Here is a 13,420-nt window from a genome sequence, read left to right on the forward strand (position 1 = left end):
TTCTAGCAGGAGTTTTCAGGCGGCCTTCAGTACTGGCGGTGAGAACATGGATTCCATTTCCTTGCGGATGCGGAACGCGTGGGTGCTTTCGTCCATCGCTACGTCGCTCCAGCACAGGCTCTGGCCTTTCTTCACCGGCCGCACGAGTTTGATGCCATGTGCCAGGCCCAGCGGCAGGCCGCCCAGGCCCGCCGACTTCTGCGCCGGCAGCAGCTTTCCCCAGACGGTGTAGCCGCCTTCGCCGTCGAGCAGTTCGCCGGGCGCGAGGTCGCGCTTGGCGGTGGCCACCACGTCGGCGTTCCAGCCGATGGCCACGCCGGTGGGCTCGCCGCGCAGGGCGACGCTAGCAACCGACATGCCGACTTCCAGTCCGATCAGGTGCCAGCGCTTGTAGAGGGTGAAGTAGCGCCCGCTCGGGTCCGTGTGCGCGTTGTATTCCTCGAAGCAGTTCTTGATGTACTCGGTCTCGGCTTCCACCGTGACCCACACGCCCATGCGGATGTCGTAGGGGATGGTGCGGCCGTCGGCTTCGAGCGAGGAGATCACTTCGACCATGCCCTTGCGTTCCAGCACGCCGCCTTCGCTGAGGGGGCGCGTGACGAAGGGGATGTCTTCGACGCTGGCAGGCGGGTACAGGAGGCCGTTGCTCGGCACGCCCAGGCCGGTGGCGTTAGCCACCGCCGTGCTTTCGATCGACGGTTTCGAGCCGTCGAGAAAGCTGTTGAACATCTTCGGGTTCAGGCCGCCGCGCTGCGCCTGCTCCGGCGTCAGGCCGTAGTTGCCCCACACGGTGTCCGGCGTCGATTCGCAGAAGTGGGGCAGCCACTTGTGCCCGCGGCCGGCGGCCACCACCGGAAAGCCGCAGGTGCGCGCCCAGTCCACCAGGTCGCAGATCAGCGCCGGCTGGTCGCCAAAGGCCAGCGAATACACCACGCCCGCTTCCTTGGCGCGCCGCGCCAGCAGCGGCCCGCAGAAAGCGTCGGCCTCCACCGTGACGTTGACCACGTGCTTGCGCTGGGCGAAGGCTTCCAGGCAGTGGTCCACCGCCGCGATCGGGTGACCGGTGCACTCGACGACGACGTCGATGGCCGGATGCCGCACCAGCGCCTGCCAGTCGTCGCCGATGTGCGTGGTGCCGGTCTTCACCGCCTCGTCCAGCGATGCGGCCCGGGTGCGCTGCTCGTCCCAGCCCACGCGCGCGAGGTTGGTTCGCGCCGCAGCAGGCGACAGGTCGGCGATGCCGGCCAGGTGCACGCCAGGGGTGCGCGGAACCTGCGCCAGGTACATGGAGCCGAACTTGCCGGCGCCGATCAGGCCGACGCGGATCGGGCGGTGCTCCCGGGCTCGCTGCTGGAGTTGGGCGTACAGGCTCATGGGTTTACGCGGCCTTTCTCATTTCTTCGATGGGCACCGGGCTGGTCTGCAGGGCGCTCGCCGGCACACCGTCCTTCCAGGGAAGCTGGACCGGGTAGGCCTTGAGCAGGCAGTCGTCCGGCAGGCATTCGATCGGCGCGAAGTCGCGGTGGGCGATGTACTCGGGGCGCTGGAAGCGCCGGATGTGGTTGGACACCGCGCACAGGCTCAGGTAGACGCTGACGCGGTTCCACGGTGAGAGGTTGCTGCTGGAAGCATGCACCAGGCAGCTGTGGAACAGGATCATCGAGCCGGCGGGCCCCTTGGGGCTGACGATGCCGCCGTTCTTGCCGCCGGCGCGCTCCACCAATCTGGCGATCAGCGCGTCATCCACTGTCCAGAGCGGGTAGCTGGTGGTGGTGAGGTCGTGCCTGGCCTCGATCACGCCCTTCTTGTGGCTGCCCGGGATGAACATCAGCGGCCCGTTGTACTCGTTGACGTCGTCCAGGAAGATCGCCACGTTCATGGCCCGTTCGGTGGGCATCATGTCGTCGTTCAGCCAGGTGCCGTAGTCCTGGTGCCACTGCCACACGTCACCGGCGAAGGCCATCTTGCCGTTGATCTTGAACTGGTGCATGTAGACCGCTTCGCCGAACAGGTCCATCACCGGCCCCACCATGCGCGGGTGGCGCGCCAGCCGCGCGAAGGGCTCGCTGTACATGTGGGCCGCGAAGTTGGTGCGCACCGCGTCGCTGTCCTTCTCGCGCACGTTGTAGGCTTCGCGCCGCGCGTACAGCTGGGGCACCTCGCCCGCCAGCAAGCTGATCTCCCCGGCGGTGAAAAGGCCGGGGAAGAACAGGTAGCCGTCGCGGTCGAACTGTTCGAGCTGCTCTTTCGAAAGGCGCATGGCGATTTCCCTGGAGTGGCGACATCGAGAATACCGCGCCGCTTGCCGGAGGGCAAAACTCATCCGCAAGTAGCCCGCGTCTGGGCCATACACTGCGGGCATGAAGCAACCCGACGGTGAGTGGCTGGACCGCATGTACAACGCCCGGGCACAGGTGCCAGGGTACCCCGCGCATTTCAAGCGCTGGGCCGACGACTCGGCGCACGCGCTGCTGTCGGCGCGCTGCGAGCTGGACCTGAACTACGGCGCGGGCCCCAACGAGCAACTCGACATCTTCAGGCCGGACGGGCGGGGCGCGCCGGTGCTGGTGTTCATCCACGGCGGCTACTGGCGCTCTCTGGACAAGCGCGACCACGCCTTCATCGCGCCCGCCTTCACCCGCGAGGGCGTGTGCGTGGTGATTCCGAACTATGCGCTGTGCCCGGCGGTGACCATTCCCGACATCGTGCTGCAGCTCGTCCGCGCGCTGGCCTGGACCTGGCGCCACATCGAACGCTTTGGCGGTGATCCCGGCCGCATCACCGTGGCCGGGCATTCGGCCGGCGGCCATCTGGCGGCCATGACGTTGGCCTGCCTGTGGCGAACGCACGATGCCGCCCTGCCGGCGAACCTGGTGCGCAACGCGCTCTCGATCTCGGGCTTGCTGGACCTTGATCCGATCATGCGCACGCCTTTCCTGCAGCCTTCATTGAACCTGACGCCGGCGCAGGTGGGCCGGGCCAGCCCGGCCCGGCTGGCGCCGCCGGCGCGAGGCGAGCTCTACGCGGTATGCGGCGGCGACGAGAGCGAGGAATTCCACCGCCAGATGAGCCTGATCCGCGACGCCTGGGGCGCCGCGCGCGTGCCGGCGTGCGAGAGCCTGGCGGGGCTGAACCACTTCAGCGTGCTGGAAGCCCTGGGCCAGCCGGGCCACCGGCTGCACCAGCTCGCGCTGAAGCTGCTGAAGGCCTGAGGCCTTACATCAGCAGGTGCTCGCCGGCGTTCTCGCCGCCGAGGATCACGTAGTTCACCTTGCGCACGTCCGACAGCTTCTTGCCGCCGGCGTAGCTGATGGAGCTCTGGATGTCTTCCTGCATCTCGCGCAGGGTGTCGGCAAGGCGCCCCTTGACCGGCTCGAGGATGCGCTTGCCTTCCACATGCCGGTATTCGCCCTTGTTGAAGTCCGAGGCGCTGCCGTAGTACTCCTTGAACAGCTTGCCGTCGACTTCCACCGTCTGGCCGGGCGATTCCTCGTGGCCGGCCAGCATGGAGCCGATCATCACCATGGTCGCGCCGAAGCGCACGCTCTTGGCGATGTCGCCGTGCTCGCGGATGCCGCCGTCGGCGATGATCGGTTTGGTCGCCACGCGCGCGCACCACTTCAAGGCCGACAGCTGCCAGCCGCCCGTGCCAAAGCCGGTCTTCATGCGCGTGATGCAGACCTTGCCCGGGCCGATGCCGACCTTGGTCGCATCGGCACCCCAGTTCTCCAGGTCGATCACAGCTTCGGGCGTGCCCACGTTGCCGGCGATGACGAAGGTCGAGGGCATCTTCGCCTTCAGGTGCCCGATCATGTCCCTGACGCTGTCGGAGTGGCCGTGCGCGATGTCGATGGTGACGTATTCGGGCGCCATTCCCGCGGCCGCGAGCTGGTTCACCGTGTCGTAGTCCGCTTTCTTCACGCCCAGCGAGATCGAGGCGTAGACGCCGTGCTCGCGCATCTGGCGCACGAAGGCCACGTTGTCCAGGTCGAAGCGGTGCATCACGTAGAAGTAGCCGTTCTGCGCCAGCCAGAGGCAGATCGGCTCGTTCACCACCGTCTTCATGTTGGCGGGCACCACCGGGATGCGGAAGCTGCGAGGGCCGAGTTCGACCGAGGCGTCGCACTCGGAACGGCTCTCCACGCGGCACTTGCGGGGCAGCAGAAGAACGTTGTCGTAATCGAAGATTTCCATACCAGGCTCCGGAAAAACTGTTCAAAAAGCAAACAGGAGAGCGCTTGGATCGGGCCCGGCGTACCCTCGTCAGGACCACGAGGGGCAAAAAAAAGCCGGGCGCAAATGCTTGGGCCCGGTGCTTGATTCTACCCTTTCTCGCGAGACGGCGCGCAGCGTGACTGCGCGATCCCCCGCAATCGGCCCTGCTCGTCCTCCACCCAGCCGATGACACGCAGGCGATCGGGCTGCGCGCCGTCGGGGATTCGCATCGGCCGTGCCTCGCGCAGGCGCTGGGCCGCGGGGCCGGACTTCCATTCCAGCTGAAGCGCGTTGCGCACCAGGTTTCGTTCGACCGCGCTGCCCTCGGTGCCGGCCGGCAGGGTCTCCACCAGCAGCAGCCAGCCCTTCCACGGGCCGCCGGCCGAGGAGCTCAGCTCGATCGAGGTGCCGATGTAGTCGCGGAAGGGCAGGCCGTGTGCCACGCGCAGGCGCCGCCCCTGCGTCAGGCGGGAAAAGGCGGTCACGGACTGGGCCGGCAGTGCCTTGCCGGCCGCTTGCAGCCGCTCGCGCGCATCGGTGGTGGCCGCAGCCGCCAGCGGCGCATCGTCGCCGCGCGTCCCGGGCGCGATCCAGTCCACGGCGATGGCGCCGCTGGCCGGCTCCGGCGTCGTCCGCTCGGCCCAGCAACTCTCGCAATCGGCGTTGATGAAGCGCTCCAGCAGGGCCGTGGGCGCCGACTGGCCGTCGCTGGAGCAGGACGACTGCGCCTGGGCGCCGCCGGCGAGCAGCAGCATCGCAAGCAGCGCGGCGGGGAGCGTCGATCGATTCGTGATCCTGTTCATGAGCAGCGGTATCCGGCATTCCTACAATGCCGTATGTTCCCAGAAGTCGAGAGCTCTTCGCCGCTGCTGGCCAATCTCAATCCCGAACAGCTCGCGGCCGTCACGCTCCCCAACGAGCACGCGCTCATCCTGGCGGGCGCCGGCTCGGGCAAGACGCGGGTGTTGACCACCCGCATCGCCTGGCTGCTGTCCACCGGCCAGGTGTCGCCCGGCGGGGTGATGGCCGTCACCTTCACCAACAAGGCGGCCAAGGAGATGATGACGCGCCTGCAGGCCATGCTGCCGGTCAACGTGCGCGGCATGTGGATCGGCACCTTCCACGGCCTGTGCAACCGCTTCCTGCGCGCGCACTGGCGCCTGGCGAATTTGCCGCAGAGCTTCCAGATCCTGGACACCCAGGACCAGCTGTCGGCGGTCAAGCGCGTGATCAAGCAGTTCAACGTGGACGAAGAGCGCTTTCCGGCCAAGGAAATGCAGTGGTTCATCTCCGGCTGCAAGGAGGACGGCCTGCGCCCCAGCATGGTCGAGTTGCGCGGCGAGGACGTGCGCAAGAAGGTCGAGATCTACCAGCTCTACGAGGACCAGTGCCAGCGCGAGGGCGTGGTGGACTTCGGCGAGCTGATGCTGCGCAGCTACGAAATCATGCGCGACGACGACCCGCTGCACGAGCACTACCGGCGGCGCTTCCGCCACATCCTGATTGACGAGTTCCAGGACACCAACCGCCTGCAGTACGCCTGGATCAAGATGTTCGCCGGCGAGCACAACAGCGTGTTCGCGGTCGGCGACGACGACCAGAGCATCTACGCCTTCCGCGGCGCGCGCGTCGGCAACATGGCCGACTTCGTGAGCGAGTTCCAGGTTCGCCACCAGATCAAGCTGGAGCAGAACTACCGCAGCCACAGCAACATCCTGGATTCGGCCAACGAGCTGATCCGCCACAACCAGCGCCGCCTGGGCAAGAACCTGCGCACCACCCAGGGTCCGGGCGAGCCGGTGCGCGTGTACGAGGCGCCCACCGACCTGGCCGAAGCCCAGTGGATCGTCGAGGAGCTGCGCCACCTGGTGCGCGGCGAGGGCCCGCGGGAAGGCTTCCCGCGCAACGAGATCGCGGTGCTCTACCGCAGCAACGCGCAAAGCCGGGTGATCGAGACGGCGCTGTTCAATGCCGGCGTGCCCTACCGCGTGTACGGCGGCCTGCGCTTCTTCGAGCGGGCCGAAATCAAGCACGCGCTGGCCTACCTGCGCCTGCTGGAGAACCCGCACGACGACACCAGCTTCCTGCGCGTGGTGAACTTCCCGCCGCGCGGCATCGGCGCTCGCAGCATCGAGCAGTTGCAGGACGCGGCGCGCGCGCGCGGCTGCTCGCTGCACGACGCGGCGGGCGCCACCACCGGCCGGGCCGGCGCCAACCTGGCGGCCTTTATCGGCAGGATCGTCGCGCTGCGCGAGCGCACGCGCGACCTCACGCTGCGCGAGACCATCGAGCTGATGCTCGGGGAATCCGGCCTGATCGAGCACTACAAGACCGAGCGCGAAGGCGCGGACCGCATCGAGAACCTGGAGGAACTGGTCAACGCCGCCGAGAGCTTCGTCACGCAGGAAGGCTTCGGGCGCGATGCGATCGCGCTGCCGGTGGACGAACTGGCACCCGGCGCGCTCACCCAGTCGCCGGTGAGCCAGGGGCTGGACCCGAGCCTACCCGAAGCGAACCAGCCGGCGCCCGATTACGTGGCGCCCGATGCGGATACCGGGGAAACCTTGTCGCCGCTGGCGGCTTTCCTGACCCACGCCGCACTCGAATCCGGGGACAACCAGGCGCAGGCCGGGCAGGACGCGGTGCAGCTGATGACCGTGCATTCGGCCAAGGGACTGGAGTTCGATTGCGTGTTCATCAGCGGGCTGGAGGAGGGCCTGTTCCCGAGCGAGCGCTCCATGGCCGACCACGACGGGCTGGAGGAAGAGCGGCGCCTGATGTACGTGGCGATCACCCGCGCGCGAAAGCGCCTGTACCTCAGCCATTCGCAGACGCGCCTGCTGCATGGGCAGACGCGCTACAACGTGCGCACGCGTTTCTTCGACGAATTGCCCGAGGGCGCGCTGAAGTGGCTGACCCCCAAGGACCCCGGCTTCGGCCGCTCCGCCTTCGGCTACGGGTCCGGCTACCCCACCACGCGCCAGTACGGCGGCGGGGGCGGGGGCGCCTATTCGGGCGAGCGCTTCGCCAGCCCGCCGGTGCCGCAGCAGAAAGCGGCGCCCTCGCATGGCCTGAAGGCCGGCATGAAGGTGTTCCACACCAAGTTCGGCGAGGGCACGATCGCCTCCCTCGAGGGGCAGGGCGATGACGCCCGGGCCCAGGTGAACTTCCCGCGGCACGGGGTGAAGTGGCTGGCGCTGGCGGTGGCCAAGCTCACGCCGGTGGACTGACTGTCGGTGCCCCTGGAAGTTCGTCAACCAGGGGCAACTCGCGCGGAACCTCGAGTTCGTCGAGCAGCCCGTGTCGAGCGACCCACCTGGCCGACCTGAGCTGCGCGCAGAAGCGCGCCGCCACTTGCTTGTCGTTGTGCCGAGCCTCGAAGATGCCTGTCGGGAACATGACCAAGGCCCAGGCGATCCCGGTCGGTTCGCACATCATCGCCGCGGTTTCCGGCGCGATCAGCACCCGCTTTCCGCGGATTTGCTCGCTCAATCGCGCATAGGCGCGCGAGGAGGTCGAATTCTCGAGCCCGACGAAGTGTGTGGCGAACTGCCAGGCGTTGGGGATGTCCGAGCGCGGGGGAATGATGAACACCTCCCCGGCCTGCCCCGGCACCGCCGGAATGCCCCAGGAGTCCGCCTGGACGAACGCGAGGGCCGTCTCATCCTGCGAGAGTGGCGTGCCCACCAGGGCTTGAAGCGCGGAAGTCACCGCAATGGCCGTCCGGGCCAGCGCAACCTTGACCTTGATGGACGCAAGGTAGGGGACCCAGCTGACGAGGAAGAGCCACATGTACGCGATGCAGAACCTGGAGAACGCCGGCCCGGAGGGCCAGCGCCGCAGGCAGTATTTGGCGGCCAGCGCGACAAACCCCCAGCCATAGAAGACCAGGTGGATCGGGTCGCAGCGCCCCAGGGCGCCGGGTATCAGCGCCACCGAATAGAGAAAAACGTACCAGTCCAGCGTGCTGCGGCGGATCGGCGATGTGGCGATGTGCGCTGTCGCCAGGAAGATGCAAAAGAGAAAGAAGACGATATGGAGGCCGGGATACGCCGGGATGTTGTTTCCGCCGCCCCCGAATTCGAGCAGGGTGAGGTAGGAATCCGTCACCAGCGGGATCACGGCCACGCAGACCGCGAGTGACAGCGCCGAAAGCGCGCTGCTCGCAAGCAGGCGTTGGGAGCTCACCGCGGACATGACGGCATAGGCGAAGCCCGCCGCAATCGCCACTTCCGGCGAGATCGACCAGGTCGCGATGAAGAGCGGCCCGGTGAGCGCCGACGCCGCCAGCGCGCGCTGGCCCTCCGTGCGCAGCAGGACGAAACAGGCGAGCGCCGCGGGCGCAGCGAAGCGCAGGTAGGTGTAGGTGCTGGTGCCCAGCAGCAGCCCCGGCACCGTCGCTAGGACCACGCAGGAGAAAAGCCAACCGGCCGGCGTGGGAGCGAGCAAGCGGCGCAGGATCCAGTGAAGGGCGAAATACCCGAGCGCCATTTGCAGGGCCACGAGCAGGGCGTGCGAGGGGCTGGCCGGGATTCCGAGTTGGTGCAGTGCCACCGGTGCGTAAAGCAGCAGGGGCCCGTAGGCGTACTCGAAGTCGCGGTAGGGCACTTTGCCGGCTTCCACCAACTGCATGCGCAGGAGCAGGTACTCGGCGTCCATGTAGGCGGACAGGTTGTGGGACACCGCGAGGAAATAGCTGCCGAAGACGAGGCAGGCCGCCCAGGCCCAAGAGCGCAGTCGCGCCTGCGCTTCGGGGCCGGGCAGGACGCAGGCTCCCGACGGATCCGAACCGGGCGGCGCGGCTCGAAACAGACGGTACGTGGGCGCGATGAGCGCGACAACCACCAGCACCCAGAGGGCGGGATTCGAGAAGCCCTGCATGTATGACGTCGAGCGGGCCGGCTGCACCGGGACGAACCAGGGCAGTGCCAGCGTCAGCGTCGCCAGGCCCGCGAAACACAGGAGCAGGCGCGCGGCTTCTGCGCGCGCCGTCGCCGGATGTGAATTCAGGACTTGATGCAGCATGCCAGGGCTCGAGTGCGCTCAAGGACCTTCAAAGACTGAGCGTCTTGAAGAGCGGTTCCGGAATCGAGCGGATGACCGCCATGAGCGGACGCCAGAACGAGGGTGCGTAGACCACGTTGCGGCGGCGAGCCAGGCCCCGCACGATGCTGCGCGCCACCGCGTCCGGGGCAGACCAAAGGACGCCTTTGCGGAAGCCCGCTGTCATGGGAGTGTCGATCAGCCCCGGCTTGACGAGCATCACGTGGACGCCGGCGCGGTGGAGCCGGTTTCGCAATCCCTGAACGAAGACGTCCACCGCGGCCTTGGCACTGCCGTACACATAGTTGCTCTGCCGCCCGCGATCTCCGGCCACCGATCCGATGACGGCAATCGCGCCGCGTCCTTGCGTCTCCATCCGGTTGGCGATGTGGGTGAGCAGCGAGATCACGCTGAGGGCATTGACGGCGTACTCATGATGGGCCTCGCTGAAGTCCCGCTCGCATGCGCGCTGGTTTCCCAGCGAACCGTGCGCCACCAGGACCAGGTCGATCGATCCAAGGGCGTCGAGCGACCGGTCCACGACTCGCTCGTGCGCCTCGAATTCGGTGGCGTCGAAGGTCTCGCACAGGGCGAGCCCTGCGCCCCTGACCCGCAGGTCGTCGGCGATGGACTCCAGGCGATTCCGGCGCCGGCCCAGGAGCATGATCCGGTGTCCTTCGGCAGCCCAGAGCCTGGCCGTCGCTTCCGCGATCGCGGACGTGGCGCCGACGATGAGGATATTCATTGAAGCCCCAGCCTTCGGCTTTGCCTTGATGCGAAGCGACCGTGAGCATTCCAGCGGGCGCGAACGGCTTCGAACTCGTGCCAGCGCGGATAGCTGGCCCGGAAGACCTGCTGGGTCATTCGCGCGTCCTTCGCCAGGTAGATCCGGCCGCCGTGATCGATCACGACTTCGTCCAGCGCGTCCAGCAGCGCGAGTTCCCGCGGCCCGGCCTTGAAGTCCAGTGCCAGTGTGTAGCCAGCCATGGGAAAGGACAAGAAGTGATCGTTGGCGGCGCCGAATTTCTTCAGCACCGCGAGAAAGGAGCCGCACCCCGAAGCCGCCACCCGTTCCAGGATCGTCCGCAGGCCGCGCGCGGCCGATTGCACCGGCAGCACGAACTGATGCTGGAGCAATCCGGCGCGGCCATACAGGCGGTTCCAGTCCTGGATCGCATCCAGCGGATAAAAGTAGTCGGCGAGCGAGACCCTGCGCGTGCTCGCCTTGGCGCGCGCACGCGCGTAGTAAAGGGCATTGAAGCAGCGCAGCGCCGTGCTGCCGGTGGCGAAGGAGGGCGCTTCGATCGGTACCGCCAGGCGGGTGCGCTCCCGGTAGTCCAGCGGCCCCTGCGTGTCGTGCTCGCCGAGGAACAAGACGCTGCGTCCGAGTTTCGGGCCGTGTGCCGTGCAGTCGATCCAGGCGACCGAATAGCTGCTTTGCGCATGGGTTTCGAATGCCTCGAGCGCCGCGTCCAGGTGGGGCAGCTTGAGCGCGGTCTGGACCATGGAGCCAGACGGCAGGGGTCGGAGCCGCAATGTCGCTTCCAGAATGATGCCGGTCAGGCCCATGCCGCCGCAGGTGGCGTGGAACAGGTCTTCGTTCTCGGTGCGCGAGGCCTTGACTCTGCGCCCATCGCCGAGCAGCACCTCCATCTCGAGCAGGTGATCGGTGAAGGTGCCGTCGCGATGATGATTCTTCCCGTGCACGTCGCTCGCGATGGCGCCGCCGATCGAGACGAAGGAGGTTCCGGGCGTGACGGCGGGAAACCAGCCCTTGGGGACGAATGTCCGCAGGACATCCGCCAGGGTCACGCCGGCGGCGCACCGCAGCAGCCCGGTGGCGGGGTCGAACGAGCGGAAGTGGTCCAGGTACCGGGTCGAGATGACGGCGTCGCCGAGCGAGCTGTCCCCGTAGCTGCGTCCCATCCCGCGCGGGATCAAGGGGCGTCGCCCCAGGCTCTGCGCGCACTCGCTTTCCGATGCGGGGAAAGCGATATCGCATTCGCTGCGTGGATACCGGCCCCAGCCATGAAGCAGCATCAGGCGCCTCCGGTGCGGACGCGGGCGGGCCGGCAGAACACGAAGTGTTTGTCGAGCTGGTACTTCATCACATGACCTGCCGTCAGGCCGAGGGCACCGCCGACATACCGCATGGCCTCGCTGGCGAACAGCGCGTCGAACGAGAACTCCACGCCCCAGAAGACCAGCGTGGTGCCTACACCGAGGATGCTGTAGACGAGAAAGGTCTCTCCTTCGTGCACCAGGCTGTTGGCCCGGAACTCGAAGATGTGGCGCTTTTCGAGCATGTACTTGACAGGAAGCCCTGCCAGGGTCCCGACCGCGACGGAAAGCGCCGTTGCGTACAGGCCGGCGTACAGGCGGGTGGACACGAACTGGAAGGCCAGGTTGACCGCACTGGCGATCACGGCGATCGCGGCATACGTGATGGCGATGCGCGCGGCGGTCATTTGATCCAGCTCGCCAGCGCGAAAGTGCAGGCCAGCATGGCGGCGATGAGCCAGCTGGTGCGGTCCTGGACCGCGAAGACCACCGGGTCGTCCTTGATTTCGCCCCGGCAGGCGAGCAGCCAGAAGCGCGAGATCCAGAACAGGAAGATCGGGCATGCGGGCCAGATCAGCTCGGTGCTGGCGTACAGGGACGCTGTCCTCGGGTCCTGGATATAGAGTGCGAGCACGAGCACCGAGGTGTAGCCGGCGCTGCCGCCGAGGATGGCGACGAAGTTCAGGTCGCTCGGTCCGTAGCCGCGGCCGCGCAGTTGCCCCGGCTTTTCATCGACCAGCGCGGTCCGCAGTTCGCTGTAGCGCTTGACGAGCGCCAGGCTCAGGAACACGAAGATCGAGAAGGACAGCAACCAGAAGGACAGCGGCACGGCGATGGCCGCCGCACCGGCGATGAGGCGCACGGTATAGAGCAAAGCCAGGGTAACGACGTCGACGATGGGCTTGCGCTTCAGCCACAGCGAATAGGCGAGCGTCAACGCCAGGTACGCCGCGAGCCAGCCGGTGAAGGCCGCCGGGAGCATCGCCAACGAGGCGGCCGCGGCCATGAGGAGCAGGGCAGGCCAGCAGACCCAGCCGATCGCGACCGGCAGCGCCCCGGAGGCGAAGGGACGCAGGCGCTTGCGGGGGTGGTGCCGGTCGTCCTGCAGGTCGACAAGGTCATTGAGGATGTAGACGCCGGACGCCGCGAGGCTGAAGACGACGGTCGCCAGCAGCGCGGTGGCGAGCGGCCCCAACTCGAACAAGAGATGCGCCATCAGGAGGGGAACCAGGATCAGCAGGTTCTTCGCCCATTGCGCGGGACGCATCGCCTGCAGCAATGCCGAGAGCATGCTCGTGGGCTCGTCGAAGACCTTTCCCAGGCGTCCCCGGTCGCGCAACAAGCCTGTCAGCTGGGGAGCATGCCCGGCGACGTGCGCGCGCGATGCCGCCTGCCAGACCGGCAGGTCCGCCCGCGCGTTCCCCACGTAGGCGAAGCCGCCGAGGCCGTAGCGGCCCACCAGCGCATCCCTTTTGGCCGCGGACTTGAGGTTCACGTTCTCGTCGCTGCTCACGACCTCATCGAAAAGCCCGAGGTGGTCCGCCACCGTGGATGCGATCCGGTGGTTGGCGGCGGTGGCCAGGACGATGCGTCGTCCTTTGGCCTTTTCCTGCTTCAGCCATCCGAGCAGGTCGGCGCGGTAGGGCAACGTCGCAGGGTCGAGGGTGACGGCTTCGGCCAGGCGTGCCTTCAGGTGCGCCCGCCCCTTGGCCAGCCACGCGAAGATGCGGTGGCAGCTCCTTGGTTGCTTCAACAGCGCGACCGTGAGCGACTCGTGGAGCAGGTCGGCCTTGACCAGCGTGCCGTCGAGGTCGACGACCAAGGGATGATGCCCGTCGGCGCCCTCGGGGCGATGCAGCACATCCTCAGGATGCCGGGCCTCGTCGGGGCGAGGGCATGCATCGATGAGCAAGGTGTTCAGCACGAGGGCGTTCTCCGGTTGCGCCAGCAGGCGGCGGGCTCCGGGAACCTGGGACCGCAGGCTGGGGCCGTTGGCAGGACCTTATGCCGGCCGCGCTGCCCCGGCATGATGCAAAGGCCCTGCGTGAGCTAGTAGAGAACGCCCAGGCTCACTGGGAGTGGTGGTGCCATGTTGCCGGCC

11 protein-coding genes are annotated in these 13,420 nt (G+C 67.5%); 2 read left to right on the plus strand and 9 right to left on the minus strand.

From position 1 onward, the window contains the following. Positions 1-15 precede the first annotated feature (15 nt). Positions 16-1,374 (minus strand): NAD(P)H-dependent oxidoreductase, encoded by a 1,359-nt coding sequence (locus UC35_RS18240; RefSeq protein ID WP_061502188.1) that lies wholly within the window; start codon positions 1,372-1,374, stop codon positions 16-18. Positions 1,375-1,378: 4 nt separating this feature from the next. Next, the gene (locus UC35_RS18245; protein ID WP_061502190.1) at positions 1,379-2,260 is read right to left on the minus strand and encodes a phytanoyl-CoA dioxygenase family protein; all 882 of its coding nucleotides are present in this window, start codon (positions 2,258-2,260) and stop codon (positions 1,379-1,381) included. A 100-nt stretch (positions 2,261-2,360) separates the two neighbouring features. On the opposite strand from UC35_RS18245, the gene UC35_RS18250 reads away from it, so the two are divergent. Next, positions 2,361-3,212: an alpha/beta hydrolase gene (locus UC35_RS18250; protein ID WP_061502192.1), complete on the plus strand. Its 852-nt coding sequence runs from the start codon at positions 2,361-2,363 to the stop codon at positions 3,210-3,212. A 4-nt stretch (positions 3,213-3,216) separates the two neighbouring features. Here the strand turns inward: UC35_RS18250 and UC35_RS18255 are convergent, their stop codons facing one another. Both UC35_RS18255 and UC35_RS18260 read right to left on the minus strand, forming a co-directional pair. Further along, positions 3,217-4,194 carry a GMP reductase gene (locus UC35_RS18255; RefSeq protein WP_061502194.1) on the minus strand — a complete coding sequence of 326 codons (978 nt, stop codon included), beginning with the start codon at positions 4,192-4,194 and terminating at the stop codon, positions 3,217-3,219. A gap of 128 nt (positions 4,195-4,322) precedes the next feature. Beyond that, complete coding sequence (locus UC35_RS18260; RefSeq protein WP_061502196.1) at positions 4,323-5,018, minus strand: hypothetical protein; 696 nt, start codon at positions 5,016-5,018, stop codon at positions 4,323-4,325. A gap of 33 nt (positions 5,019-5,051) precedes the next feature. Between UC35_RS18260 and UC35_RS18265 the strand changes: the two genes are divergently transcribed. Next, positions 5,052-7,445 (plus strand): UvrD-helicase domain-containing protein, encoded by a 2,394-nt coding sequence (locus tag UC35_RS18265; protein ID WP_061502198.1) that lies wholly within the window; start codon positions 5,052-5,054, stop codon positions 7,443-7,445. Here UC35_RS18265 and UC35_RS18270 read toward each other — a convergent pair. Genes UC35_RS18270 through UC35_RS18290 form a run of 5 tightly spaced genes read right to left on the minus strand, consistent with a single transcriptional unit; the run spans position 7,429 to position 13,243 of the window. Next, complete coding sequence (locus UC35_RS18270; RefSeq protein ID WP_061502200.1) at positions 7,429-9,240, minus strand: hypothetical protein; 1,812 nt, start codon at positions 9,238-9,240, stop codon at positions 7,429-7,431. The genes UC35_RS18265 and UC35_RS18270 overlap by 17 nt on opposite strands. 28 nt (positions 9,241-9,268) lie before the next feature. Further along, on the minus strand, positions 9,269-10,003 hold the full coding sequence (locus UC35_RS18275) for an SDR family oxidoreductase (RefSeq protein ID WP_061502202.1): 735 nt from the start codon (positions 10,001-10,003) through the stop codon (positions 9,269-9,271). Further along, positions 10,000-11,298, minus strand: a complete 1,299-nt coding sequence (locus tag UC35_RS18280) for an FAD-binding oxidoreductase (protein ID WP_061502204.1) — start codon at positions 11,296-11,298, stop codon at positions 10,000-10,002. The genes UC35_RS18275 and UC35_RS18280 overlap by 4 nt, the downstream gene beginning before the upstream one ends. Beyond that, positions 11,298-11,726 (minus strand): GtrA family protein, encoded by a 429-nt coding sequence (locus tag UC35_RS18285; protein WP_061502208.1) that lies wholly within the window; start codon positions 11,724-11,726, stop codon positions 11,298-11,300. The genes UC35_RS18280 and UC35_RS18285 overlap by 1 nt, the downstream gene beginning before the upstream one ends. Next, entirely contained in the window at positions 11,723-13,243 is a 1,521-nt protein-coding gene (locus UC35_RS18290; RefSeq protein WP_265331333.1) for a UbiA family prenyltransferase, read from the minus strand. Before UC35_RS18290 ends, UC35_RS18285 begins: the two co-directional genes overlap by 4 nt. Between the last annotated feature and the right edge of the window lie 177 nt (positions 13,244-13,420).

Origin of the sequence: Ramlibacter tataouinensis, assembly GCF_001580455.1 — a bacterium.
Lineage (GTDB): Bacteria > Pseudomonadota > Gammaproteobacteria > Burkholderiales > Burkholderiaceae_C > Ramlibacter > Ramlibacter tataouinensis_B.

What these genes read in the sequence shown, in the direction of transcription:
- UC35_RS18240 (WP_061502188.1), bottom strand. Translation starts at nt 1,374, where the DNA reads ATGAGCCTGTACGCCCAACTCCAGCAGCGAGCCCGGGAGCACCGCCCG.
- UC35_RS18245 (WP_061502190.1), bottom strand. Translation starts at nt 2,260, where the DNA reads ATGCGCCTTTCGAAAGAGCAGCTCGAACAGTTCGACCGCGACGGCTAC.
- UC35_RS18250 (WP_061502192.1), top strand. Translation starts at nt 2,361, where the DNA reads ATGAAGCAACCCGACGGTGAGTGGCTGGACCGCATGTACAACGCCCGG.
- UC35_RS18255 (WP_061502194.1), bottom strand. Translation starts at nt 4,194, where the DNA reads ATGGAAATCTTCGATTACGACAACGTTCTTCTGCTGCCCCGCAAGTGC.
- UC35_RS18260 (WP_061502196.1), bottom strand. Translation starts at nt 5,018, where the DNA reads ATGAACAGGATCACGAATCGATCGACGCTCCCCGCCGCGCTGCTTGCG.
- UC35_RS18265 (WP_061502198.1), top strand. Translation starts at nt 5,052, where the DNA reads ATGTTCCCAGAAGTCGAGAGCTCTTCGCCGCTGCTGGCCAATCTCAAT.
- UC35_RS18270 (WP_061502200.1), bottom strand. Translation starts at nt 9,240, where the DNA reads ATGCTGCATCAAGTCCTGAATTCACATCCGGCGACGGCGCGCGCAGAA.
- UC35_RS18275 (WP_061502202.1), bottom strand. Translation starts at nt 10,003, where the DNA reads ATGAATATCCTCATCGTCGGCGCCACGTCCGCGATCGCGGAAGCGACG.
- UC35_RS18280 (WP_061502204.1), bottom strand. Translation starts at nt 11,298, where the DNA reads ATGCTGCTTCATGGCTGGGGCCGGTATCCACGCAGCGAATGCGATATC.
- UC35_RS18285 (WP_061502208.1), bottom strand. Translation starts at nt 11,726, where the DNA reads ATGACCGCCGCGCGCATCGCCATCACGTATGCCGCGATCGCCGTGATC.